This is a genomic window from Embleya sp. NPDC056575 (assembly GCF_042793325.1).
GTDB lineage: Bacteria > Actinomycetota > Actinomycetes > Streptomycetales > Streptomycetaceae > Embleya.
The window spans coordinates 13235-38540 of the sequence record NZ_JBHTVA010000088.1 but is presented as its reverse complement, the minus strand read 5'-3'; the positions used below and the strand labels follow the sequence as shown (position 1 = coordinate 38540).

General features: G+C 71.5%; 21 protein-coding genes and 1 pseudogene. 12 read left to right on the top strand and 10 right to left on the bottom strand.

Annotation, left to right across the window (positions count from 1 at the left end):
- Window positions 1–47: 47 nt before the first annotated feature.
- Window positions 48–1019, bottom strand: a complete 972-nt coding sequence (locus ACFRCG_RS42470) for a D-alanyl-D-alanine carboxypeptidase family protein (RefSeq protein WP_380041710.1) — start codon at window positions 1017–1019, stop codon at window positions 48–50.
- Between the two features lie 190 nt (window positions 1020–1209).
- Between ACFRCG_RS42470 and moaA the strand changes: the two genes are divergently transcribed.
- Complete coding sequence (moaA, locus tag ACFRCG_RS42465) at window positions 1210–2217, top strand: GTP 3',8-cyclase MoaA (protein ID WP_380041708.1); 1008 nt, start codon at window positions 1210–1212, stop codon at window positions 2215–2217.
- A 51-nt stretch (window positions 2218–2268) separates the two neighbouring features.
- Here the strand turns inward: moaA and ACFRCG_RS42460 are convergent, their stop codons facing one another.
- From ACFRCG_RS42460 to ACFRCG_RS42440, 5 genes are all read right to left on the bottom strand, one after another.
- A complete protein-coding gene (locus ACFRCG_RS42460) occupies window positions 2269–2526 on the bottom strand; it encodes a hypothetical protein (protein ID WP_380041706.1) in 258 nt (85 codons plus the stop codon).
- 297 nt (window positions 2527–2823) lie between these two features.
- Entirely contained in the window at window positions 2824–3330 is a 507-nt protein-coding gene (locus ACFRCG_RS42455) for a DUF3099 domain-containing protein (RefSeq protein WP_380041704.1), read from the bottom strand.
- 132 nt (window positions 3331–3462) lie between these two features.
- Complete coding sequence (locus ACFRCG_RS42450) at window positions 3463–4002, bottom strand: RNA 2'-phosphotransferase (protein WP_380041702.1); 540 nt, start codon at window positions 4000–4002, stop codon at window positions 3463–3465.
- A gap of 307 nt (window positions 4003–4309) precedes the next feature.
- Window positions 4310–5719 carry a metallopeptidase TldD-related protein gene (locus tag ACFRCG_RS42445; protein ID WP_380041699.1) on the bottom strand — a complete coding sequence of 470 codons (1410 nt, stop codon included), beginning with the start codon at window positions 5717–5719 and terminating at the stop codon, window positions 4310–4312.
- The gene (locus ACFRCG_RS42440; RefSeq protein WP_380041696.1) at window positions 5716–7239 is read right to left on the bottom strand and encodes a TldD/PmbA family protein; all 1524 of its coding nucleotides are present in this window, start codon (window positions 7237–7239) and stop codon (window positions 5716–5718) included. Before ACFRCG_RS42440 ends, ACFRCG_RS42445 begins: the two co-directional genes overlap by 4 nt.
- Window positions 7240–7657: 418 nt before the next feature.
- On the opposite strand from ACFRCG_RS42440, the gene fabG reads away from it, so the two are divergent.
- Window positions 7658–8362 (top strand): 3-oxoacyl-[acyl-carrier-protein] reductase, encoded by a 705-nt coding sequence (gene fabG / locus ACFRCG_RS42435; protein WP_380041694.1) that lies wholly within the window; start codon window positions 7658–7660, stop codon window positions 8360–8362.
- A 4-nt stretch (window positions 8363–8366) separates the two neighbouring features.
- Window positions 8367–9146: an enoyl-ACP reductase FabI gene (fabI, locus tag ACFRCG_RS42430; protein ID WP_380011066.1), complete on the top strand. Its 780-nt coding sequence runs from the start codon at window positions 8367–8369 to the stop codon at window positions 9144–9146.
- A gap of 317 nt (window positions 9147–9463) precedes the next feature.
- Here fabI and ACFRCG_RS42425 read toward each other — a convergent pair whose 3' ends face one another.
- Window positions 9464–9757, bottom strand: coding sequence for a hypothetical protein (locus ACFRCG_RS42425; protein WP_126641373.1), 294 nt, complete (start codon window positions 9755–9757; stop codon window positions 9464–9466).
- Between the two features lie 443 nt (window positions 9758–10200).
- Here ACFRCG_RS42425 and ACFRCG_RS42420 point away from each other — a divergent pair, with 443 nt between their 5' ends.
- Together ACFRCG_RS42420 and ACFRCG_RS42415 are read left to right on the top strand one after the other, a co-directional pair.
- Complete coding sequence (locus tag ACFRCG_RS42420; RefSeq protein WP_380041692.1) at window positions 10201–12549, top strand: MMPL family transporter; 2349 nt, start codon at window positions 10201–10203, stop codon at window positions 12547–12549.
- A 198-nt stretch (window positions 12550–12747) separates the two neighbouring features.
- Window positions 12748–13263 (top strand): histidine phosphatase family protein, encoded by a 516-nt coding sequence (locus ACFRCG_RS42415; RefSeq protein ID WP_078977748.1) that lies wholly within the window; start codon window positions 12748–12750, stop codon window positions 13261–13263.
- 158 nt (window positions 13264–13421) lie between these two features.
- On the opposite strand, the gene serB is transcribed toward ACFRCG_RS42415, so the two are convergent.
- Both serB and ACFRCG_RS42405 read right to left on the bottom strand, forming a co-directional pair.
- A complete protein-coding gene (gene serB, locus ACFRCG_RS42410; RefSeq protein WP_380041690.1) occupies window positions 13422–14606 on the bottom strand; it encodes a phosphoserine phosphatase SerB in 1185 nt (394 codons plus the stop codon).
- A gap of 86 nt (window positions 14607–14692) precedes the next feature.
- Entirely contained in the window at window positions 14693–16216 is a 1524-nt protein-coding gene (locus ACFRCG_RS42405) for a streptophobe family protein (protein WP_380041688.1), read from the bottom strand.
- A 314-nt stretch (window positions 16217–16530) separates the two neighbouring features.
- Between ACFRCG_RS42405 and ACFRCG_RS42400 the strand changes: the two genes are divergently transcribed.
- Complete coding sequence (locus ACFRCG_RS42400) at window positions 16531–19062, top strand: FHA domain-containing protein (protein ID WP_380041686.1); 2532 nt, start codon at window positions 16531–16533, stop codon at window positions 19060–19062.
- A gap of 58 nt (window positions 19063–19120) precedes the next feature.
- On the opposite strand, the gene ACFRCG_RS42395 is transcribed toward ACFRCG_RS42400, so the two are convergent.
- Entirely contained in the window at window positions 19121–19897 is a 777-nt protein-coding gene (locus ACFRCG_RS42395) for a hypothetical protein (RefSeq protein WP_380041684.1), read from the bottom strand.
- 183 nt (window positions 19898–20080) lie between these two features.
- Between ACFRCG_RS42395 and ACFRCG_RS42390 the strand changes: the two genes are divergently transcribed.
- From ACFRCG_RS42390 to ACFRCG_RS42365, 6 genes and pseudogenes are all read left to right on the top strand, one after another.
- Complete coding sequence (locus tag ACFRCG_RS42390) at window positions 20081–20890, top strand: ABC transporter ATP-binding protein (RefSeq protein WP_380041682.1); 810 nt, start codon at window positions 20081–20083, stop codon at window positions 20888–20890.
- A gap of 140 nt (window positions 20891–21030) precedes the next feature.
- On the top strand, window positions 21031–21438 hold the full coding sequence (locus ACFRCG_RS42385; protein WP_380041713.1) for an NfeD family protein: 408 nt from the start codon (window positions 21031–21033) through the stop codon (window positions 21436–21438).
- 118 nt (window positions 21439–21556) lie between these two features.
- A pseudogene (locus tag ACFRCG_RS42380) lies at window positions 21557–22486 on the top strand (SPFH domain-containing protein); the annotation flags it as partial.
- A 345-nt stretch (window positions 22487–22831) separates the two neighbouring features.
- Window positions 22832–23602 (top strand): sulfite exporter TauE/SafE family protein, encoded by a 771-nt coding sequence (locus ACFRCG_RS42375; protein ID WP_380041680.1) that lies wholly within the window; start codon window positions 22832–22834, stop codon window positions 23600–23602.
- A gap of 210 nt (window positions 23603–23812) precedes the next feature.
- Window positions 23813–24196 carry a winged helix-turn-helix transcriptional regulator gene (locus ACFRCG_RS42370; protein WP_380041678.1) on the top strand — a complete coding sequence of 128 codons (384 nt, stop codon included), beginning with the start codon at window positions 23813–23815 and terminating at the stop codon, window positions 24194–24196.
- Between the two features lie 56 nt (window positions 24197–24252).
- Complete coding sequence (locus tag ACFRCG_RS42365) at window positions 24253–25245, top strand: cobalamin biosynthesis protein (RefSeq protein WP_380041676.1); 993 nt, start codon at window positions 24253–24255, stop codon at window positions 25243–25245.
- The last annotated feature ends 61 nt before the right edge of the window (window positions 25246–25306 follow it).

Here is a 25306-nt window from a genome sequence, read left to right as displayed (position 1 = left end):
CGCGGAAGCCGATCGGCTTCCGCGCGCGTGGCGTTTCGGGTGTGGGGTCAGTCCGCGTCCAGGGCGCTGGGGAGGCGCGCCGGGCAGCCGTTGGTGTATGAGGCGTTGTACTCGAAGTGCCATTCCTCGTTGTCGTACATCCGGCACCACCCGTACTTGCTGCCCTTGGCCTGGAGCCAGGCCTGGGCGTTGGCCGGGTAGATGTCCACCGCGACGCCCTTGACGTGCATCGACTTCTCCGGCGGAAGCACCCAGTGCAGTGCGGCCTCGCGCGAGCCGACCTCGGCGATCTTCTCGTCCAGGAGCCGCTGCTGGTGTGCCCAGCCGCGTTTGCCGGAGTTCAGGTTCAGCTTGATGCCCTCGGCCGCCATCGCCTGGTCGATCCTCTTCCACGCGGCGTACGCGGCCGGGGTGAGCGCCTTCGGGTCCTTCGGCGCGTCCTTGTCGTTGGCGGGCGCCTTGGCGGTGCTCGACGCGGACGATTTCGGCGGCTTGGTCGTCGCCGACGTGCTCGACGGGGAGCCGGAGGAGGGTGCGTTCGTGGGGGCCGTCTGGGTGTTCGAGGCCTGTTCGGGGTTCGGCGTCACCTGCACGCCCACCGAATCGGCCCGGTCCTTCTTGTCGTCGCCACCGCCGAGGAACAACACCGCGCCGACCCCGGCCCCGCCGAGGATCAGCGCGCCCGCCAGGCTCCAGGCCACCAGCTTGCCGCGCCGGCGCCGTGCCGGCTCCGCCTCGTTCGCCGGGGCCGGTCGGGGCGGCTCGGCGACGGGCGCGGCCGAGCCGACGGGCGGCTGCTCACGCGTGTACCAGTCGGCCGGAACCGGCGTGGTCTCCGCGTCGAACCTGCCCGGCGCACCGGATATGCCGGGAGCGCCGGGCGGCTGCGATCCGGGTGGACCGGCCGCGCGCCCCGAGCCCGAGCTGTGCTGTTCCCACGAGGTGTCCAGGAAGTGCGCTCCGTCGGGTGTGCCCCCTTCGTCGGGCTGTGGTTCTCCGCTGCCCGCTGCGTGTCTCACTGGTGAAGCCTCCTCGTAGTGAGCCTGGATCCTCTCGCGGATCACGCGCGCCGAGCGAGCCACGGTTGTCCCGACCTGTGTGGGATACACCACTGCAACCGTTTCGGCGTCCGGCTCGTAGCCTGGGAACCACCGGTCGGAGCAACCCGCGTAACCTGGGAGGCTTGCCGCAAGGAGAAAGGGGTCGAAGGTGAGCACGCACCACCGCACCGGAGGACTCGTCGACGGTTTCGGTCGCGTCGCGACCGATCTGCGGGTGTCGCTGACCGACCGCTGCAACCTGCGGTGCACGTACTGCATGCCCGAAGAGGGGCTGGACTGGCTGGCCAAACCCGAGCTGCTGACCGGCGAGGAGATCTCCCGCCTGGTTCGGATCGCGGTGACCATGCTCGGTGTGCGTGAGGTCCGCTTCACCGGCGGCGAGCCGCTGCTGCGCCGCGAGCTGGTCGACATCGTCCGCGAGGCCGCCGCCCTTCGGCCGCGCCCGAAGTTGTCCGTCACCACCAACGGGATCGGCCTGGCCCGCCTGGCGCCCACGCTGCGCGAGGTCGGCCTGGACCGGGTCAACGTCTCGCTGGACACCCTCGACCCGGCCCGATTCAAGGCGATGACCCGCCGCGACCGGCACGCCGACGTGGTGGCCGGGCTGGCCGCCGCGGTGGACGCCGGGCTCGGTCCGGTCAAGGTCAACACCGTGCTGATGCGCGGCGTGAACGACGACGAGGCCGCCGCGCTGCTCGCGTGGTGCCTGGAACGCGGCTACGAACTGCGCTTCATCGAGCAGATGCCGCTGGACGCGCAGCACGGCTGGCAGCGCTCGGAGATGATCACCGCAGGGGAGATCCTGACCGCGCTGCGCGCGGTGTTCCGGCTCGACCCCGAGTCCGGGCGCGGCAGCGACCCCGCCGAGCGCTGGCTCGTGGACGGCGGCCCGGGCACGGTGGGCGTGATCGGCTCGGTCACCCGCCCGTTCTGCGAGGCGTGCGACCGCACCCGGCTGACCGCCGACGGGCAGATCCGCAATTGCCTGTTCGCGCGCGAGGAGTCCGATTTGCGCGCGGCCTTGCGCGGCGGCGCGGACGACGCGGAGATCGCCGACCGCTGGCGCGCCGCGATGTGGACGAAGAAGGCCGGCGCCGGCATCGACGACCCGGAGTTCCTCCAGCCCGACCGACCGATGTCGGCGATCGGCGGCTGAGCCACCGGCGCCGTCGGACGCCGACGCGCGATACAGCCGGCGCGATGCCTCTCAGGACCGTTCGTGCGCCGATCCGCCCGAGGACTCCGGCTCGTGCCAATCGGCAAACGCCACCGTGTCCTTGAGGAATCCGCGAATCCCCAGAAACTCGGCCAAATGCTCACGGTGCTCGTCGCACGCGAGCCACGTCTTGCGCCGTTCCGGGGTGTGCAGCTTGGGGTTGTTCCAAGCCAGGACCCACCGGGCGTCGGCGCGGCAACCCTTCGCCGAACAGATCGGTCGACCGGGATCGGCGGGGGTGGGAAACATGCCCACCAGTGTCGCAGACGAGGCCGTTCGGTCCGCAGCGGTGCCCGTCACCAGGAGCTGACCCTGTGTCAGGCACCAACCGGAGCGCTGCGCTCAGTAAGCAACGGGCTGGTGCGGTATCACCGTGCGGACCCACCCGCGGACCGGCGAAAGACCCCGGACACGGGCGATGCCGGGCAGCCACGGGGGGAGCCGCCCGGCATCGCGTCGGTCGCTCCGACGGGGGATACGGAGCACGTTTCGAAGTATGGCACGTCCGGCCGGCGGTTGAAGCACCAACCCGCGTAGCGCTTGCCGCTAATTTTTGACGCTGTGCGAAGGGGCACCCTTCGGGTCACCGATGTGGCCCCGATCGGCAGCCTCGGGGTCACCGTGTGTATCCGAATTCGTGTGCGACAAAAGGTCGGTCGCTTCCGCGCCGGCCGCCGGCGGGGTTCCGACGGTCGTCGTCCACGAGTCCTCGGAGTGTGTGTGCAACGTCTCCCGCTCGGCGCTCGTGAGCACCGCGCCGGGCGGCGGCTCCAGTGCCTTGGGCGGCAGCGGGGGTACGAACTGCGCCTGTACCGGCGCGTTCGAGGTGGGCTCGCGACCCGCGTTGGCCAGCACCACCGCGATGTAGGGCAGGAACAGCGCGCCGGCGACCAATATCCACCGCCACGGCGACGGGGTGAACACCGCCGCCACGAAGCACACGGTGCGGATCGACATCGAGATCACGTACCGGCGTTGGCGCCCGGCCACGTCCTCGGTCAGCCCCTTGCGCGCGCCACTGATCTGGAACACCGCGCCCTTGGTGTTTTTCACGGTCCCACCGTCTCCGCCCATGTGACCACACACTCGTCCGCATCTTCACGGTACGCCCGTGTGTGCCCGTACCGAGAGTGGGGGCGGGAGCTTTGCCGTGAGCTGACCCGAGTGGGGGATGCGCCGGGCCGGTCAGTCGCGCCGGTCCAGATACCGCGGCGGCACCGCCGGGACCAGCCAGACGCCATTGTCCGAGCGGCGGAACACATGCCCGTCGGCGGACATGCGCTCGGCTCGCACCGCGAACACCACCGGCCGACCGCGCCGCGCGCCCACCCGGCGCGCCGTCTCCACGTCGACGGACAGGTGCACGTCGTGCCGATCCATCGGCCGCAGCCCCTCGACCAGGATCGCGGCCACACTCCGGGGGCTCGTCCCGTGGAAGAGCACGGCGGGCGGCACCACCTCGGCCAGCCCCAGGTCCACTGCGACGGTATGCCCCTGACTGGCCCGGATCCGGGTCCCGTCCGCCGAGAACGCGAACCGCCGCTTGTCGTTCTCCGCGACCACCCGTTCGAGCTGCGCGCGCGACAACCCCACCCCGCGCGCGGCACAGGCCGCGAGCAACACATCCACCTCGACCCACCCGGCCTCGTCCAGGACGATCCCGAGCCGCTCGGGCTGATGCCGCAGATGCCGGGAGAGATACTTCGAAATCTTGACGATGTTCATGATGAACCCCAACAAAACCACGATGCCCCACCCGAGCACACCGATTTTCCCGGCACCGCCGAGCGAGCCCCCCAAAGCCCACCCGACGCCCGGGAAACCACCCTCGCGGTCCGAGCCGAACCCCCGCCCGTCCAAAGCGGCAGCGAAGCGCAACCGTCCCCCCGGCCCGGGTCGAATATTCAGCCCGTCCGGCGTTTGAGGACACCGGGCCGGAGGCCACCGTCGAACGGCGGCCTCCGGCGCCAGGCGGCGCCAAAACCCCTCAGCCGTCCGGCGCTCGAGGACAGGCCGGCCCGCCCCCCAACCGCTACTGCGCCCGACTCGGCGACGACATGTTGAAGTCCCGCACGCGCAGCGCCGGCATCGCCGCCCGCGTGAACCAGTCACCCCACTCGCGCGGATACGTACGCTCGGTCCGCCCCGCCTCGACGGCCCGCCCCAACACGTCCACCGGCGACTCGTTGAACCGGAAGTTGTTCACCGCCCCGACCACCTCGCCACCCTCCACCAGGTACACCCCGTCCCGGGTCAACCCCGTGAGCAGCAGCGTCTGCGGATCCACCTCGCGGATATACCAGAGGCACGTCAGCAGCAGCCCGCGCTCGGTCGACGCGACCATCTCCGCCAACGTCCGCCCGCCGGCCGGCGCGTCCAGGATCAGGTTGTCGATCTCCGGCGCGACCGCGAGCCCCGTCAGCTCGGCGGTGTGCCGATTGGTCCCCAGCGCCGTGAGCACGCCCTCGGTGACCCAGTTCGTGCGCTCCAGCGGCAGCCCGTTGTCGAACACCGACGCCGTGTCGCTCGACGCGTGCGCGATGGTGAACGGCGCGCTCTCCAGGCCCGGGTGGTTCGGGTCGCTGAACAGGGTCAGCGGCAGCTCGGTGAGCCGGTCGCCGACCCGCGTGCCGCCGCCCGGCCTGCTGAAGACCGTACGGCCCTCGTGCGCGTCCCGGGCGCCGCCCTGCCAGTACATGTAGATCATCAGGTCCGCGACCGCCGACGGCGGCAGCAGGGTCTCGTAGCGGCCCGCCGGCAGGTCGATCGTGCGGGTCGCCCAGGACAGCCGCTCGGCCAGGTCCGCGTCCAGCGCCGCCAGGTCCACGTCCCGGAAGTCGCGGGTCGGCGCGCCACCCCACGCGGACCGGGTCAGGTCGCCCGACTTGGCGTTCAACTCGACGTGCCCGGTGGGCTGGTCGTGCCGGCGGCGCAGCCCGGCGGAGGTGCCCACGTAGCTGGAGGTCAGCTGGTGCGAGGCGAACCCGTACAGCAGCCGGTCCGCCTCCCGGGCCCGCCCGAACGCGGCGCCCAGCTCCGGTGCGAAGTCCGCGAACACGCCGATGGACGTCTGCGCCGGCGCCTCGGTAAAGCCGCCGTCCGGGCCGCCCGAGGCCCCGAGGAGCGGTCGCGCGTCCTCGGCCGGACCGGCCTCCCGGGCCGCCGCCTCCGCGGCCCGTACCAGCTCCTCCAGCCGATCCACCGTCACGCCGCTGCGCGAGACCGTCCCGGACGCGGTGCCCTCGGTGCCCGCGACCGTGGCCACCACGGTCACCCGCCGACCGCGCGTCTCGCCGTTGGTGGTCAGCGCGTTGCCCGCCCAGCGCAGGTTCGCCGCCGAGGTCTCCTCGGCGATCACCACGCAGCCGTCCGCCTTCGACAGCGCCAGCGCCCGCTCGACCGTCTCGTCCGGCCGCGTCACCACGGTCTGCCCGCCGCTCATCGACCCGCCTCCTGAACCGTGTTGAGGACCTTCACGCCGCGAAACAGCGCCGACGGACACCCGTGGCTGACCGCCGCGACCTGCCCGGGCTGCGCCTTGCCGCAGTTGAAGGCGCCGCCGAGGACGTAGGTACCGGGACCGCCGACCGCCTCCATCGAGCCCCAGAAGTCGGTCGTGGTGGCCTGGTAGGCGAAGTCCTTGACCTGCCCGACGATCCGGCCGTCCTCGATCAGGTAGGCCCGCTGGCCGGTGAACTGGAAGTTGTACCGCTGCATGTCGATCGACCACGACTTGTCGCCGACGATGTACAGGCCGCGGTGCACCCGGCCGATCAGCTCGGCGGTGGAGAGGTCGTCCGCACCCGGCTGCAGCGAGACGTTGGCCATGCGCTGCACCGGGACGTGCCCGGGGGAGTCCGCGAAGGCACAGCCGTTGGACCGGCCCAGGCCCTGCATCAGCGCCATCCGCCGGTCCAGCTGATAGCCGGTCAGCACGCCGTCGGTGACCAGGTCCCAGCTCTGCGTCGCCACGCCCTCGTCGTCGAAGCCGATGGTGGCCAGGCCGTGTTGCACGGTGCGGTCGCCGGTGACGTGCATCACCGGCGAGCCGTACTTGAGCTTGTTCAGCTGGTCGAAGGTGGCGAACGAGGTGCCCGCGTAGGCGGCCTCGTAGCCGAGCGCGCGGTCCAGTTCGGTGGCGTGCCCGATCGACTCGTGGATGGTCAACCACAGGTTGCTCGGGTCGATCACCAGGTCGTACTCGCCGGCCTCGACGCTCGGCGCCTTGACCCGCTCGGCGAGCAGCCCCGGCAGCGACGCCAACTCCTCGTCCCAGTCCCAGCCCACGCCCTTGACGTACTCCCAGCCCCGACCGACCGGCGGCGCGATGGTGCGCATCGTCTCGTAGGCGCCCGACTCGCGGTCCACCGCGATCACGGTCAGCTGGGGGTGTATCCGCACCCGCTGCTGCGTGGTCGTGGTGCCGGCCGAGTCGGCGTAGAACTTGTTCTCCTGGACCACCATGCAGGTGGCGTCCACATGGTCCACGCCGTCGGCGGCGAGCAGTTCGCGGCTCCACCTCGCCAACAGGCCGATCCGTTCGGCCTCGGGCACGTCGAACGGGTTGATCCGGTACGCCGAGATCCAGGTCTCGTCGGCGTGTACCGGCTCCTCCGCCAGCGCCACCGTCTCGCCCGCGCCGGCCGCCTCGCTCACCGAGCGGGACACGCGCGCGACCGCGACCGCCTGCTCGGCGACGTACGCCGCCGCCTCGGGGGTCAGATCCACCCCCGCCGCGAAGCCCCACGCCCCCTCGTGCACGACCCGGACCGCGAAGCCCACGTCGGTGGTGTCCACGGACGAGTCGGTGCGTCCGTCGCGCAGCCGGAAGGACGCGTCTCGTACGCGCTCGAAGCGGAAGTCCGCGTGTTCGGCGCCCAGTTCCCCGGCTCGGGACAGGGCCGCGGCGGCCAGCTCCCGAAGGGGATAGGCGAGGAACGTCGGATCGATCTCGTTGGGCACCCATTCCTCCATACGTTCGGCCTGTCGGCTCGCGTCGTTCAGTCAACCAGACACGCCGTTGCCGGCATTCCGGTCTCCCGGAAGGACCGGTCGTGTGCTCGGACGGGTCTTGCGCCGGGGCAACCGGAACGAAACATGCCGGAGGCAGGCCGGCCGGATTCCGTCGGTGCCCGAGCGGTGGAGGGGATCGTTCCGTTTTCCGTCGGTCTTGTCGGGTTCCCACAACGAACCGTCCGGGGACGCTGTCCCGGACCGGATTCCCGTTACCCCGGGGTAGCCCGATAGCGTCATCGTGACGCGAGTCGAGGTCTGCCCGGGCACCACCCGGGGCGTGCGTGAGCACGGCCGAGGACGGTCGAGGAACAGTCGGCGATATTCGGGGATACCCCGGAACATCCCAGAACAGAGGAGTGATCCGTTGAGCCGGTCCGTACTGGTCACGGGAGGAAACCGGGGCATCGGCCTGGCCATCGCCCGGGCCTTCGCCGCCGACGGCGACAAGGTCGCGATCACGTATCGCTCCGGCGAGCCCCCGGAGGGGCTGCTCGGCGTGCGGTGCGACATCACCGACGGCGAGCAGGTCGAGCAGGCGTTCAAGGAGGTCGAGGCCGCGCACGGCCCGGTCGAGGTGCTGATCGCCAACGCCGGCATCACCCGGGACACACTCCTGCTCCGGATGAGCGAGGAGGACTTCACCAGCGTCGTCGACACCAACCTCACCGGCACGTTCCGCGTGGTCAAGCGGGCGAGCAAGGGCATGTTGCGGGCCCGCAAGGGACGCATCGTGCTGATCTCGTCGGTGGTCGGGCTGTCCGGCTCGGCGGGGCAGGCCAACTACGCGGCCTCCAAGGCCGGCCTGGTCGGCTTCGCCCGCTCGGTCGCCCGCGAGCTGGGCTCGCGCAACATCACCGCGAACGTGGTGGCGCCGGGCTTCGTGGACACCGCGATGACCGAGGTGCTGGGCGAGGAGCGCAAGGCGCAGATCCTCAAGGAGATCCCGCTGGCGCGCTACGCCGACGTGGACGAGGTGGCCGGCGTGGTCAGGTTCCTCACCTCCGACGCCGCGTCGTACATCACCGGAGCCGTCATCCCTGTGGACGGCGGACTTGGAATGGGGCACTGAACTCATGGGCGACCTGCTTGCGGGCAAGCGCATTCTCGTCACCGGCGTCATCACCGACGCCTCTCTCGGCTTCCACGTCGCCAAGCGGGCCCAGGAGGAGGGCGCCGAGGTCGTACTGACCGGATTCGGCCGGCTCTCGCTGGTCAACCGCATCGCGAACCGGCTGCCGAAGCCGGCCCCGGTGATCGAGCTGGACGTGACGAACGCCGAACATCTCGCGGCGCTCGCGGACAACGTACGCGCGCACGTGCCGGCCCTGGACGGCGTCGTGCACTCGATCGCGTTCGGCCCCAAGGACGCCCTCGGCGGCAACTTCCTCAACACCGAGTGGCCCGACGTGGCCACCGCGGTGGAGGTCTCGGCGTACTCGCTGAAGTCGCTGACGATGGCCTGCCTGCCGCTCATGGAGGCGAACGAGGGGCGCGGCGGCTCGGTCGTCGGCCTCGACTTCGACGCGCAGGTGGCGTGGCCGGGCTACGACTGGATGGGTGTGGCCAAGGCCGCGCTCGAGTCGACCTCGCGCTACCTGGCCAAGTACCTGGGCGAGAAGAACATCAGGGTCAACCTGATCTCCTCGGGCCCGGTCAAGACGATGGCCGCGAACAGCATCCCGGGCTTCGAGAAGTTCGAGGGCGTCTGGAACGAGAAGGCCCCGCTGGGCTGGGACCTGCGCGACTCGGACCCGGCCGCGCGGGGCGTGTGCGCGCTGCTGTCCGACTGGTTCCCGAAGACCACGGGCGAGGTCATCCACGTCGACGGCGGCCTGCACGCGATCGGCGCCTAGCCGCGCTGCGCGCGGCCCCTTGATCGCCGCGCTCCGCGCGGTGGCGGCTTGCGCCGCCGGGCGGCCTCCGGCCGCTCTCCTCGCTGCGCTCGTCGATCACGGTCGACGATCACGTCGTGGGCGCTGACGCGCCGACGGCGGCTTCGGCGGTATAGCCGATCCACAGCCCGATCACCCGGCCGACCCGGTCGGGGGGTCGGGCTGTGTCGTCGCGAACGGCAGTGCCGGGTGGGCGCGCCGACGATGTACGGCCGGCGGCCCGGGCGCCGGCCTCGTTCGCGAGCGTCACGGTCCGGTGGGTGGGTGAAGGACCGCGCTCAACCGGTCGCGGCGGCGATCGTCGCCGCGATGCCGATCAGGACCGTGATCAGCAGCATGATGCCCAGGATGCCGCCGAGTTGTCTGGCTGAGGACTTGTTCGGGTCCGGCGGCGCCAGCACCGTCTGCCGGATCCCGTCGTCGCCGGACTCGGCGGCCTTGCGGGCCAGGATCTCGTTGCGCGCGTCGGAGCGCGCGACTTCCTCCGCGTGTGTGCGCTCCTCGCGGGCCTTGCGGGCCGCCATCGCCCGCTCGTACCGCGCCTTCGAGGATTCGCCGGATGTAGCAGCCATGCGGACGAGTTTCGCAGACCGAAGCCGCCGGGCCGGCGGAGGGTGAGCCCGACGCCCGACCCGACGCCCGTGCGCCTCGTACGCCCCACCGCCCGGCGGCCCGTGCGTTCGAATCCTCCGCCCCGGGAACTCCCGCCGGCCGCCCGGGCGTTGTGCATACGTGTGGATCCCTCAAACGAGGGATACCTCCGCCGGAAGATCGTTTCGGTATCGCCGCAGGTCACAGGGGTCTTTGAAGAGCGTTCCCCTTACACGTATTCCCGTATGCCCCGAGTGATCACCATCTCCCTCCTTCTCAGGGGTGGGGCCAGCCCTACTACGCAGGTGTGTCTGCCCCCCGGGCCAAGACACCGGTCCGCAGGATGTGGACCCCGGTCGCCCGCCAATAGCGTTTGCCGTGTCGAGGAAAACCTTCGGCAGCGGAGAACATAGGAGCGGGGACCATGGCATCCAGGCGCAATTTGGCCGCCTCGATCGGTGGCTGGAGTGCACAGCATCGGAAAACGGCGGTATTCGGGTGGCTGCTGTTCGTGGTCCTCGCCGTGGTGATCGGCGGTATGAGCGGGACGGACAAGATCACCAAGGCCGAGCGCGGCGTGGGGGAGTCGGGTCGCGCGGCACGCATCATCGACGACGCGGGCATCAGTGAGCCCGCCGGCGAGATGATCCTGGTACGCAGCGACAAGCTCGTCGCCCAGGACCCGAAGTTCCGCGCCGCCGTGGACGACGTGATCAACCGCGTCAACGCCACGCAGATCAAGGACAAGGGCCCCGCCACCCAGCACCTGCGCTCTCCGTACGCCGGCCAGGGCGGCATCTCCTCCGACAAGCACTCGGCGCTGATCCAGTTCGACATGGTCGGGGACAGCGAGAAGGCCGTCGACAACATCCAGCCGGTCCTGGACGCGGTGGCCGCGGCCCGCGGCGCGCACCCGGACGTGGCCATCGAGCAGTTCGGTGACGCCAGCGGCGACAAGTGGTTCAAGGACACCATCGCCAAGGACTTCACCCGCGCCGAATGGACCGCCGTCCCGCTCGCGCTCGGCATCCTGCTCGTCGCGTTCGGCGCCGTGGTCGCCGCCCTGCTGCCGGTGGCCCTGGCACTCACCGCGTTCATCGCCGCGGGCGGCCTGCTCGCGCTGAGCAGCCACCTGATGCCGGTGGGCGACAACGCGCAGTCGGTGATGTTGCTGATCGGCCTGGCCGTCGGCGTCGACTACTGCATGTTCTACCTGCGCCGGGAGCGGGAGGAGCGGGCCAAGGGCCGCGACCCCGAGACGGCGCTGCGGATCGCCGCCGCCACCTCCGGCCGGTCGGTGCTCATCTCCGGCATCACCGTGATCGTCGCGATGGCCGGCATGTTGCTCTCCGGTCTGAGCGAGTTCGAGTCGATGGCCTCCGCGACCATCCTGGTCGTGCTCACCGCGGTGCTCGGTTCGCTCACCGTGCTGCCCGCGCTGCTGTCGATGCTCGGCGACAAGGTGGACTTCGGCAAGATCCCCGGGCTGGCCAAGATGCGTCGTCCCACCGGCGGCAGCAAGGTCTGGGGCAAGATCCTGGGCGTGGTGCTCACCCGTCCCCGGGCCACCGCGGTGCTCGCCGGCGGTCTGCTGATCGCGCTGACCATCCCGGTGGTGGGCATGAAGACCGCCCAGCTGCCGCTGGACAAGGAACTGCCCACCGACCTGTCCATCGTGCAGACCTACCAGCACATCGAGAAGGCCTTCCCCGGCGGCCCGGCGCCCGCCCAGGTCGTGGTCAAGACCAAGAACCCCGACGACCCGAAGCTCCCCGCGGCCTTCGAGAACTTCCGCCGCGCCGCGATCGCCACCGGCAAGATGCACGAGCCGATCGAGGTCGAGCGCCAGGGCACCACCAACATCTTCAAGATCTCCGTACCGCTCGCCGGCGGAGGGCTCGACAAGACCAGCAACGACGCCCTGGCCACGCTGCGGGACAAGGTCGTCCCGGAGACCCTGAACAAGGTCGACGGCATCCAGGACGCCCCGGTCACCGGCAACACCGCGGGCAACAAGGACTTCAACGACAAGCTCGGCGCGGCCCGCCTGCCGATCTTCGCCTTCGTGCTCGGCTTCGCGTTCCTGCTCATGCTGGTGTCGTTCCGCTCGATCGCCATCGCGGCCACCGCGATCGTGCTCAACCTGCTGTCGGTGGGCGCCGCGTACGGTGTGATGACGCTGGTCTTCCAGCACGGCTACGGCGACTTCCTGGTCGGCACCGACGCACCGGGGGCGGTCGTCTCCTGGATCCCGATGTTCCTGTTCGTGATCCTGTTCGGCCTGTCGATGGACTACCACGTGTTCGTGGTCTCCCGGATCCGTGAGGCCTACGACAAGGGCATGAACACCAAGGAGGCCGTGTCGCACGGGATCCGCACCACCGCCGGTGTGGTGACCAGCGCGGCGACGATCATGGTCGCGGTGTTCGCGGTCTTCGGCACCCTGTCGATGCAGTCGATGAAGCAGTTCGGTGTCGGCCTGGCGGTCGCGGTCCTGCTCGACGCCACGATCATCCGCGGTCTGCTGCTGCCGGCCGTGATGAGCCTGCTCGGCGACCGCAACTGGTACCTGCCGCGCTGGCTGAACTGGCTGCCGCAGATGGACCACGGCGACGAGGCGGTCGACGTGCCGGCCCCGGCCGCCGAGCCGACTCCGGCCTACGCCGGGGCGAACGGTTACCCGGCGCCCGGCTACGAGCCGGCGTACCCGGGGACCGGATACGACGAGAACGTGTCCTCCTCGCGGCGGATCCCCCGCCCGCCGGCCGGCTGATCGAAGGTCGGGTCACCACCGGCACCGCGCCGGCGGTGACCCGACCACCCGCCATCTCCGCCGAAAGCACGGGTCGGGACCGGATACTCGGTCCCGACCCGTCGTGCGTGTCGGCGCCACCCGCCCGATTCGGCCGGCGCGGAAAACGGAAGCACCGACCCGCAGTGCACAACGGCCGATGTCTGAGAGGCTGAACCCATGGCATCCCACCGACAGCGCAATCTTGTGGTGATGAGGCACGCGAAGGCCGAGTGGCCCGACGGGCCGGACCACGAGCGACCCCTCGCCGAACGCGGCCGCAAGGACGCCGCCGAGACCGGCCACCGGCTGCTCGCCGGCGGCATCACCCCGGATCTGGTGGTGTGCTCCCCGGCGGTGCGCACCCGCGAGACCTGGCGGCTGGTCGGCAAGGTCTACGACCACAAGCCGCACACCGTCTACGACGAGCGGGTCTACGAGGCGAGCGCGCAGGCGCTTTTGTACCTCGTGCAGGAGACCCCCGACGAGGTCGACACGCTGCTGCTGATCGGGCACAACCCGGGAGTGGCCACGCTGGTCAACGCGTTGGCCGGCAGCGGTGAGGACGACACGCTCGTGCGGCTGCGGGAGAAGTACCCGACCTCGGCGGTGGCCGTGCTCAGCCTGCACACCCCCTGGTCCGACCTCCAGGAACGCTCGGCCCACCTGACCAGATTCACCACCCCGGCCGGCTGAACCCGAACCACACACCCGAAACGCCGGACCGGCCCACAGCCGGTTCGGCGATTTCGGTCCGTCCGGCACATCCGGCCCGCCCGGCGTTTGCGGACGACCCACCCCGGCTCGGGAAGACCCAGGCACGCGGTCGGCCCGACCCGGTCGGCCGTACGGCGCTATGCGTCGGCCGCGTCGGCCGCCTCGATCTCGTCCCGCGTGACCCCGAGCAGGAACAGCACGGTGTCCAGAAACGGCACATTGACCGCCGTGTCCGCGGCCTCCCGAACCACCGGCTTCGCGTTGAACGCCACCCCGAGCCCCGCGGCATTGAGCATGTCCAGGTCGTTCGCCCCGTCACCGATCGCGACGGTGGCCGTCAACGGCACCCCCGCCTCCGCCGCGAACCCGCGCAACAACCGCGCCTTGCCCGCGCGGTCGACGATCTCGCCGATCACCCGCCCGGTGAGCTTGCCGTCGACCACTTCGAGGGTGTTCGCCGCGCTGTAGTCCAGTCCCAGCTTCTCCACCAGCACGTCGGTGACCTGGGTGAATCCGCCCGAGACGATGCCGACCTTGTAGCCGAGCCGCTTCAGCGTCCGCACCAGGGTGCGTGCCCCGCGGGTGAGGACGACCTGCTCGCGCACCCGGTCGATGGCGCTCTCGTCCAGCCCGGCGAGCAGCGCCACCCGGGCCCGCAGCGACTCGGCGAAGTCCAGTTCGCCGCGCATCGCGGCGGAGGTGACCTCGGCCACCTCGTCCAGACAGCCCGCGTGCTCGGCGAGCAGTTCGATCACCTCGCCCTGGATCAGGGTCGAGTCGACGTCCATCACGATCAGCCGCTTGGCCCGGCGCCGCAGCCCGGACGGCTGGACCGCGATGTCCACTCCGCGCTCGGCGGCCTCGATGGCCAGTTCGAGCCGCAGCTTGTCGGTCTCCACGCCGGAGACCTGGAGCTCGATGGCGGTCACCGGATACTTGGCGAGTCGGAAGATCCGGTCGATGTTGGCGCCGGCGTTCGCGATCCGGTGCGCTATCCCGGCGAACGCGTCCGGCTCCAGCGGGTGGCCGAGCACGGTGACGTGCGAGCGGCCCTCGCCGCGCGGGCGGTTGTCGCCGACGCCGGACAGGATCTCCGCCTCCAGGCGCTCACCGTCCGCCCAGCGGTGTACGCCGGCCCGCAGTCGGCCCTCGTCGGTCGGCGTGGTGATCAGGACGCACAGCGTGAGCCGGCCCCGGGTGACGGTCTGCTCGACGTCGACGACCTCGACGGTGTGGCCGGCCAGGACATCGAAAAGGCTCGCCGTCACCCCCGGTCGGTCCTTGCCGAAGATCTTGACGAGAAGAGTGCGCGGCGCATTCATGATGCTTCACGGTACCGGCCGTTCGAGATCGACCGCCGCACCGGTCCACACTGCGAACAGCCGACGAATCGCCCGGCGGGCCGGATTCACCCAGGCCAGGGGCCCGATCGGGTCGGTCCCCGCGGGTCGGGCGGGGGCGGGCGGCGGTGCGTGGGGTCGGGTCTGTTCGAGTACGGCGGCGGTCCCGGCGGCGCGGGTGGCGCCGTGCGGACCGGGCGCGGCGGGCCGCCGGCGAGCGGTACGGCGTCCGTCCTCCGGTAGCGCACCCAGTCGGCGAGCGCGCCGCCGACGAAGCCGGCACACGCGCCCCACAACAGTCCGAGCAGCACCGTCCACAGATAGTCGGCGTGCAGCGACACCGACGCGCCGGGGGAGACCACCCCGCCGAACACCGACACCGCGACCTTGAGCTGAAGCTGCATCAGATAGGCGATCACCAGCAGCCCGCCGGCCAGCGCCACCGCGAACCGCCACGCGTGTTGACGCGGGCGCACCGACGCGGGCGCGCGCAGCGCCATCAGCGTCCCGCCGAGCAGCAGGAGCAGCGCGGAGAACAGCGGTACGAACCACGCCCGCGAGTCCAACTCGGCCAACCGGTCGATCCGGATCGGCAGACCGTCCCCCGCGGAGGCTTTGACCAGCTTGCCCAGCGGCCCGGGCAGACCGAACGAGAAGCCGCCGCCGGTGGGGTCGGTCGTGGTCGCCTTCCACGGGATGCCCAGGCCGAGCGAGGCGAGCAGCCACACCGCGTTGGGCAGCGCGAAGAACATGCCGCCGATCATGCGCTTCGGCGCGGGCGCGGAGGCGGCCACGAACGGCGTACCCACCACGCCCGCGACCACCGCGGCGATCAGCACCGCGAGCACCCCGGCCACCGGTGGACGCAGCACCGCCCGATGCCGCAACCACTTCACCGGCAGCGGACCGCGAACGGACACCCCGACGGCGACGGCCAGCGTGATCAGCAGCCACAACGCGCCGAAGGCGAGCGTGCCGGTCACGTCGGTCTCGAACCGGGCCGCCGCGCCCAGGCTGAAGATGTTCATCAGGTCCTGCGCCTTGGCGCCGCCGACCCGGGAGACGAACTGCTCGATGGGCAGCGTGTGTTCGCCCGTCGTCGCCACCACGCCGAGTGCGGCCGTGGTGAACACGAGCACCCGCACGCCGTGTAGGACCAGGTCCAACGCGCCGATCACCAGCCGGTGTCGCAGCGGACGCAGGAACAACCAGCCGAGCACCAGCGCGCCGATCAGGCCGATGCCGAGCAGCATGATGTCGACCTTGCCGCTGCCCTGCGCGAGCGATACGTCGCCGGTCAGCCGGCTGAGGACGTCGTCGCCCGTACCGCTCTTCTCGGTGCCCTTCAGGTCGACCGTGCCGCCGACCGCGAGCGCGACCACCGCCGCGACCAGCGCCGGCATCGTGCCCGAGCCCAGATCGTCGGCGCCGAGCAGCCACAACCCGAGCCATGCGGCGGCGGCCATCGCGCCGAACGCCGCGAGCACCGCGCCGAACGCGTGCAGCCACGGCGCGACACCGCCCCAGGAGGCGGGACCGGCCGATGGTCGGGCCGGGGGCGGTGCGTTGTGCTGCTGCTGGTTCCAGGCCACGACCGCTCCTGTCACGTGCGACCCGACCGCCGGTCGAGCGGGACAAACTCGACTATCGAGCCGCCCCGAGTCACCCGTCAACGGATTCCTCCGGACTCCCCCCACATGCCACCCCCACGCCCCGCGACCGCGCCCGCGACGACACGCCCGCGACCGCGCGCTCGCGCGGGCGAGCACCGGAAGGCGAAGTTGATGTCGGAATCGTCCTTCGGAGTGGTTCACGGTGCTTCCGGATGAGAAAGCCTGCCCGGGAGGCCTCCGCGTCCCTACACTCTCGAAGGGTGGGGGACAGCTATACGCCAGAAGGACCGGCAGTGCCGCACCTGACCGTCGGCACCAGCGCCGGCGCGCCCGTGATCCTCGATCCCGGGCGCGAACACGTCGTCGGTCGCGATCCGTCCTGCGCGATCGTGCTCGACGACCGCCGGGTGAGCCGACGCCACGCGATCCTGCGGGTCGGTCCCGACGGCTGGGAGTTCGTCGACGGGAACAGCGTCAACGGCTCGTGGATGCGCGGCAATCGGGTGCACCGCGTGGTCGTCGGCCGAGGTTGCGAGGTGCTGCTCGGCGACCCGGACGACGGCGATCCGCTGCGCCTCGCGCCGGAGACGACCGTCACCGAGGTGATGCCGCCGCGCATCGCGCGACACGACCACGTACAGATCCCCGAACCGCCCGGCCGCGGCGAACCACCCCCGCACCGCGCCGAGCCGCCGTCGATCCCCGAGCCGCCCTCCGTCCCCGAGCCGCCGCGCCGAGTCCCGGACCGGCCGAACCCGCCGGAGCGCGCGCACATCGGCGCCGGGCCCGCCGTCGACCCGCGCCCGAGCGTGGACCGGCAACCCAGCATGGTCATCCCGCTCCCGGTCCGCACCCTGCGCATCGGCCGCGCGCTGGACAACGACCTGGTCCTCACCGACCTGATGGTCTCCCGCCACCACGCCGAGTTGCGCACCACCCCCGGCGGCCGGCGCGAAATCGTCGACCTGGGCAGCCACAACGGCACGTTCCTCAACGGCCAACCGATCGAGCGGGCGCTGCTGGGCGAGACCGACCTGGTCGGCATCGGGCACGCCACCTTCCGCCTCGACGGCCAGGAACTGCGCGAGTTCATCGACACCGGCGAGGTCTCCCTCGAGGTGCAGAACCTCACCGTCAAGGCCGGCAAGCGGGTCCTGCTCGACAACGTCTCCTTCCCGCTCGCCGAGCGCAACCTGCTCGCCATCGTCGGCGGTTCCGGCGCGGGCAAGTCCACCCTGCTCGGCGCGCTCACCGGCAGCCGGCGCGCGGCCAGCGGCAAGATCCTCTACGACGGCCGCGACCTGTACGCGAACAACGCCGAACTGCGCCAGCGCATCGGCCTGGTGCCGCAGGACGACATCCTGCACGCACAGCTCACCGCGCGCACCGCGCTGCGCTACGCCGCGCAACTGCGCTTCCCCGAGGACACCGAGGCGGCCGAGCGCGAGCGCCGGGTCGAGGAGGTGATCGGCGAGCTGAGCCTGGACAAGGTGCCGCGCGGCGCCGCGTCACCGTACGCCGACACCAAGGTCAGCAGCCTCTCCGGCGGCCAGCGCAAGCGGGTCAGCGTCGCCGTCGAACTGCTCACCAAACCGTCCGTGTTGTTCCTCGACGAGCCCACCTCCGGGCTGGACGAGGGCCTGGAACGCTCGGTGATGGAGAAACTGCGCGAACTCGCCGACGACGGCCGCACCGTCATCGTGGTCACCCACAGCACCCGCAGCCTGAACGTGTGCGACCGCGTGCTCGTGCTCGCGCCCGGCGGCCGGATCGCCTTCTTCGGCCCGCCCGACGAGGCGCTGCCGTTCTTCGGCAAGGGTGACTGGCCCGAGGTCTTCACCATGTTCGACGACGAGCCCGACCGCGATTACGAGGGCCCGTTCCGTCGCTCGGAGTTGTACGGCAAGTACATAGAGGTCGGCCGGGACCGCGCGCACGCCGAACAGGGCGAGCGGGCGCAGGCGAAGCCGCCCAAGCCGCAGGGCTGGTTCTCCCAGCTGACCACGCTGTCCCGGCGCTACCTCGCGGTGATCGCCTCCGACCGCAAATACCTGGCGCTGCTGGCCGTCGCGCCGCTGTTCCTGGGCATGTTGTGCCGGGTCATCCCGGGCAAGCTGGTCAGTCCGCCGGGGTCGCCGCCGGGGTCGAACCAAGAGGCGACCACCAAGCTGCTCGTGCTGTTCGTGATCAGTGGCCTGATGGGCACCGCGACGGCGGTCAACGAGTTGATCAAGGAACGCGCGATCTACCGCCGCGAGCGCAGCGCCGGCCTCTCGGTCTCCGCCTACCTCGGCTCGAAGATCCTGGTGCTCGGCATGATCTCGGTGATCCAGGGCGCCGTACTCACCGCCGTCGCGCTGGTCGGCGTGAAGTTGCCCGCCAAGGGCGTCGTGCTCGGCCCGCCGATCGTCGAGATCGGCATCGCGGTGGTGTTGTCGGCGATCGCGGCGATGACTGTGGGGTTGGTGGTCTCCGCGTCGATCGGCAGCGCCGAGTTGGCGATGCCGCTGCTCGTGGTGATCGCGATCGTGCAGGTGGTGCTGTGCGGCGGCCTGTTCCCGCTCAACGGCAAGGCCGGCATCGAGCAGATCTCCTGGCTGGCCCCGGCCCGCTGGGCCTTCGCCGCGTCGGGCAGCACGATAGACCTCGCCACCCAACTACCGCTCAAACCGGGGGAGTCCCCGGACCCACTGTGGAAGCACGAGCCGGCCGTCTGGTACCGCAACGTCGGCATCCTGACCGGCCAGATCGCGATATACGGGGCGATCGCGCTGCTCATGCTGCGCCGGCTCGACCCGAAGACGCGGCGTCGGCGCGGCAAGTAGCGCGCTCCGGCCGCGCACCGACGCGGGGCGGGTGCCGCACCGCGAGCCGTTCCGGGCCTCAGGCGCGGTCCGGCTCCAGCGCCGCGCTGTACGCGGCCACCATCGCCCGTCGGCACGCCCGCTCCAGCGGGGCCAACGCGAGCAACCGCGCGGATATCTCGGCCGCGCTGACCGCCCCGCCGTCCTCGCCGCTCGCCACCCGCACCACGGTGTGGATCCGGCGCGCCTGGTCCAGCACCCGCCCGGCCCGACCGGGGTGGCCCGGCGCGATCCGGGTGTCCGAATCCTTGCGGTACAGCCCGGCGAGCGCACGCTGCGCGGCCGGTCCGCCACCGGCCACGTCCAGCCGGGTCAGGTCCTCGATCGTGTCCCGCATCGCCTCGGCCAACTCGCGTTCGGCCTCGGCCAGGAACGGGCCGGGCGCGGGCCGGTCGGCCACCTCGAACATGGTCCAGGCCACCCGTACCGTCGCGTCGTCGGCCGTGCCGTGCCGGGTCACCGAGGGCACCAGACCGTAGGCCACGCCCGGCGCGCCGACGGTGATCGCCGCCTCGCCCGCGTCGAGCGCGAGGTCGTTGAAGGCGGGCGGCCCGGGCAGCGCGAGCGGATCGCCGGCCACCGGCAGCGCCAGCCGCAGCCCGCGCACCCCCGACGCGCGCAAGCGCCCGAGCGCGAGCGACAGACCGACCGCCCCGGACTCGCCGGGCACGCCCGTCACCCGATGCGGCTCGTCCGTACCGACGATCTCGGTCACCGCGTCGTCCGGCGGAACGTGCCCGGCCAGCAGGGCATTGCCCCATGCGACGAGAAGTCCGGAGCGGGGTTCGGCATGCATGCCGACAAGCGTAAGGGTGCTCACACGGGTGCTCACAACGCTCCCGGACACGACCGGAGGTGGTTCGGTGTCATAGGTTTCTCCCGGACCGGGTGCAACAACGCGGGACCACGGAGCGAGGCGGTGATCCCACACAAGGGGATGCCGTCCGGCGGCGTAGCGCACGATGGGGAGCTGGCAGGGATGAGCGACGTTCTCGAACTGGTTGACGTATCGGTGGTGCGCGACGGTCGCCCTCTGGTGGACCAGGTGACCTGGTCGGTCGCGGAAGGCGAGCGCTGGATCGTCGTCGGACCCAACGGCGCGGGCAAGACCACACTGCTGCAACTGGCGTCCACCTACCTGTTCCCCACCTCCGGCACGGTCGCCGTACTGGGCGAGAAGCTGGGCTCGGTGGACGTGTTCGAGCTGCGTCCGCGCGTGGGCATGGCGTCCGCCGCGCTGACCGACAAGCTGCCGCGGCGCGAGCGGGTGCTGGACATCGTGCTGACCGCCGCCTATGGGATGACCGCCAAGTGGCACGAGCGCTACGACGCCGAGGACGAGCAGCGCGCCCGGCGGCTGCTCGACCACCTCGGCATGGCCGAATACGTGGACCGCACGTTCGGCACGCTGTCCGAGGGCGAGCGCAAGCGGGTACAGATCGCCCGCGCGCTGATGACCGACCCCGAACTGCTGCTGCTCGACGAGCCGGCCGCCGGGCTCGACCTGGGCGGACGCGAGGACCTGGTGCGCCGGCTCGGCGCGTTGGCGGCCGACCCGTACGCGCCCTCGATGATCCTCGTGAGCCACCACGTCGAGGAGATCCCGCCGGGCTTCACCCACATCCTGATGATCCGTCAGGGGCAGGTGCTCGCGGCCGGTCCGATCGCCGAGACCCTGAACTCGCGCAACCTGTCGCACTGTTTCGGTCTGCCGCTGATCGTCGAGCAGCAGTACGGGCGTTGGTCGGCGCGCGGGCTGCCGATGCCGGAGGCGCCGGAGGCGCACTGACCCGGCGCGGGGCGGTCGTCCGCGGGGCGGCGGTCGCCGGTGCGCGGGGGAGCCCGGCGTTCGTCGGCGCCGGTCATTGGTCCGAGAACACCCTCCTGATCCGTGCGCCCACGATCTACGATGAAGTCGTGGACGCATGGATGTGGTGGCTCATCGCGGTCGGGGCGTTCGGCATCTTCGGGGTGCTCACCTCCTTCGTGGAGATGGGCATGCTCGCGGTGGCCGCGCTCGCGGCCACGATCGCGGCGGGAGCCGGTGGCAACTTCCTGGTCCAGTCGCTGGTGTTCGCGGTCGTCGCGATCGTGCTGCTCGCCTTCGTGCGACCGGTCGTGGTCCGGCACAACAACACGCCCGGGACCCGGACCGGGATCGACGCGCTCAAGGGCGCCAGCGCCGTGGTGCTGGAGCGGGTGGACGAGCACGGCGGCCGGATCAAGCTCAACGGCGAGGTCTGGTCGGCCCGCACGCTGGACAGTACGGCCGTGTTCGAGCCCGGCGCCCAGGTGGACGTCGCGGACATCGTGGGCGCCACCGCCGTGGTGATGTGACGATCCGATCGGTTGCGCCGACCGTGTTGACGTCCCACGCCGGCCCGCGAACCCCTAGGCTCGAACCAGCCTCGAAATTCGCAGGCAGCCGCAGGCACGCAGGACCTCGGGAGAGATCGTGAAGGCCACCGCCGTCATCGTTCTGGTCGTACTCGTACTGCTGGTGGTCGTCGCCTTGGTCAAGACGGTCAAGGTGATCCCCCAGGCGAGCGCCGCCATCGTGGAGCGTTTCGGGCGCTACACCCGCACTCTGCACGCCGGACTCAACATCCTCGTGCCGTTCATCGACCGGATCCGGCAGATGATCGACCTGCGCGAACAGGTCGTCCCGTTCCCGCCGCAACCGGTGATCACCGAGGACAACCTCGTCGTCCAGATCGACACCGTCATCTACTTCCAGGTCACCGACCCGCGCGCGGCCACCTACGAGATCGCCAACTACATCCAGGCGATCGAGCAGCTGACCATCACCACGCTGCGCAACATCATCGGTGGCATGGACCTCGAACAGACGCTCACCTCGCGCGAGGAGATCAACGCGGGCCTGCGCGGCGTGCTCGACGAGGCGACCGGCCGCTGGGGCATCCGGGTCAACCGGGTCGAGCTCAAGGCGATCGAGCCGCCGCCCTCCATCCAGGACTCGATGGAGAAGCAGATGCGCGCCGAGCGGGACAAGCGCGCGGCGATCCTGACCGCCGAGGGCCACCAGCGCTCGCAGGTGCTCACCGCCGAGGGTGACAAGGAAGCCGCCGTGCTGCGCGCCGAGGGTGAGCGGCAGGCCGCGGTGATCCGGGCCGAGGGTGAGGCGCGCGCGATCGAGACCGTCTTCGAGGCGATCCACGCCGGTGAGGTCGACAACAAGCTGCTGGCCTACCAATACCTCCAGATGTTGCCGAAGATCGCCGAGGGCAGCTCGAACAAGTTGTGGATCCTGCCCAGCGAGGTCACCCGCGCGCTGGAGGGCATCGGCGACGCGGTCGGCAACCTGTCGCCGAACGGATCCGGCCCGGCGCACCGCGTGCCGCAGTTGGCGCTGGAGGAGGAGCCGGCCTGGCCCGGTTCGGCCGCACCCCCCGCCGGCCCGCCGGCCGCGGGCGGCCCGGTCGCCGGCCCGCCCGCCTCGGTGCGCAAGCAGCCGGCCGGGAACGGGGCCTCGTCCGTGCCGCGCCCGCCCGCCGAGCCGCCGACCGTTCCTGCCCCGCCGATCGACCCACCGCGTCGTGGCGGCACGTCCGCCGGCGACGTGGAGCCGCCGCACATCGAGCGTGGCCACCGCCCACCGCGCTGAGGCCACACCGCCTGCTGCGATGATCGTCGCGTCACGGCCACGGGGGACCGGCACAGTCCTCCCGGCGCCACGGTCATCGCGGCGAAGCGGGTGGGCACGATGGGCATGAGCTGGTGGGAAGCACTGGCGATCTTCGCCGCGGGCATCGCGGCCGGCGGGATCAACACCGTGGTCGGATCCGGCACCCTGATCACGTTCCCCGTGCTGCTCGGCTTCGGCTACTCGCCGGTGACCGCGAACGTGTCGAACACCATCGGCCTGGTTCCCGGCTCGATCAGCGGCGCCGTCGGCTACCGCCGCGAACTCGCCGGCCAACGCCCGCGCCTGCTGCGCCTGGGCCTGGCCTCCATGCTGGGCGGCATCACCGGCGCGATACTGCTGCTCACGCTGCCGGCGGGGGCGTTCAAGGCGATCGTCCCGGTCCTGATCGTGATCGCCCTGGTGCTCGTGGTCCTGCAACCGCGCCTGGCCCGGCGCCTCGCCGCCCGCCGCGCCGGAAACGGCACACCCGAGGAGGGGCCGCGGCACGGCGGCGCGCTGCTGTGGGTGGCCGTCTTCGGCACCGGCATCTACGGCGGCTACTTCGGCGCCGCCCAGGGGGTGCTGCTGCTCGCCCTGTTCGGCGTGTTCATCGCCGAGAACCTCCAGCGGATGAACGCGGTCAAGAACGTACTCGCCGCCGTCGTCAACGGCGTCGCGGCCATCTTGTTCATGATCGTCGCCGACGTCGCGTGGTGGGTGGTGCTGCTGATCGCCCTCGGGTCGGTGATCGGCGGCCAGATCGGCGCGAAGGTCGGCCGCAAGCTCCCGCCGACGGCCCTGCGGGCGACGATCGTGGTGGTCGGCTCGATCGCGGTGATCCGGCTGCTGCTGTAGGGGTCGGCCGGGCGGCCGGGCTTCGCGCGGGGGTGCCGCGGCCCGCTCGGGCCGGCGGCTTCGTGTCGACCACGACGGCGATCTCGACGACCCCCGATCGCCCGGGAGTGGTTGAAGCCCCTTCGCCGTGCTCTCTTGTGGTTACTCGGGAACTGTAGGAGAGTGAGCGCCGACCTGGAAGAACACACTTTTCGGTGACTGGGGAACCGGATGGCGACCAAGCAGCAACTCGCGGGCCTGCCCGAGGACGCGGACCTGCGGCGCGCGGACTCCCTGGCGCGGGAGATCTTCTCCGACGTCGCCAACAAGTGGGCCCTGCTGATCATCGAGGCGCTGGGCGAGCGCACGCTGCGCTTCGGTGAGCTGCGCACGGAGGTCGAGGGCATCAGCCACAAGATGCTCACCCAGAACCTGCGCATGCTGGAACGCAACGGGCTGCTCGACCGGAAGGTGTATCCGACCGTGCCGCCGCGCGTCGAGTACACCCTCACCGAGCCGGGCCGCGGCCTTCGCGCCACGGTCGACGCGATGTGCGGCTGGACGCACCGGAACCTGAGCCACATCGAGAGCGCACGCGGCCGCTTCGACGCGTGAGGGTGCGGCCCCGGGCCACCGTGTGCGTGGGCGAAGGGCCGTGAAACGATGCGCGGATGTCCGCGACCGCACATCCGACCCACACCGCCCTCGGCCTGGCCCTGGGCGTTGTCCTCGACTCCGCGTTCGCCGATCCGCGGCGCGGCCATCCCGTGGCCGGCTTCGGGATCCTCGCCGGGCGCGCGGAGCGGGCCATGCACGGCGACAGTCGGGCGCGCGGCGTCGCGTACAGCGCCGTGTGCGTCGGGGCGACCACGGCGCTCGCGCTGGGGGTGCGTCGAGCCGTCGCGGGCCGCCCCGCGGCCACCGTCCTGGCCACGGCCGGCTGCACCTGGGCCGTGCTCGGCGGCACCACCCTGCGCCGCGAGGCCCGGGCGATCGCCGCGCCGCTGGTGGCCGGGGACCTGACCGCCGCCAGGGACGCGCTGCCGCGCCTGGTGGGGCGCGACCCGAGCCGACTGGACGACAAGGGCATCGCCCGGGCCGTGGTCGAGTCGGTGGCGGAGAACACGTCCGACGCGGTGGTGGCGCCGTTGTTCTGGGGCGCGGTCGCGGGCATCCCCGGGCTGCTCGGCTACCGCGCGATCAACACCCTGGACGCGATGGTCGGCCACCACACCCCGCGCCACGAGAACTTCGGCTGGGCCTCGGCCCGGCTGGACGACGCCGCCAATTGGCCGGCCGCGCGACTCACCGGGCTGCTCACCGTCGCGGCGGCCCCCGTGGTCGGCGGCGATCGGGGCCGGGCGTGGGCGGTGTTGCGGCGGGACGGCGGCAGTCACCCCAGCCCCAACGCGGGCCGCTGCGAGGCGTCCGCAGCCGGCGCGCTGGATGTCACGCTCGGCGGCCGGAACGTCTATGCCGGCCGTACCGAGGACCGGCCGCGGCTCGGCGACGGCCCGCCCCCCGCCCCCGCCGACATAGCGCGCGCCAACCGCCTCTCGGCGGCGGTCGGCCTGGCCGCCGCCACGCTTGCCGTGGGCGCGGTGGCCGCCCGCGCCGCCGTCGCCGCCCGCGCGGCGCGCCGCACCGGCGGGGCGGCCCGATGAGCGTGCGGGTTCGTGAGCGGATACCAACCGGGCGTCGCGGACGCCGTGTTCGGGAGGAGGA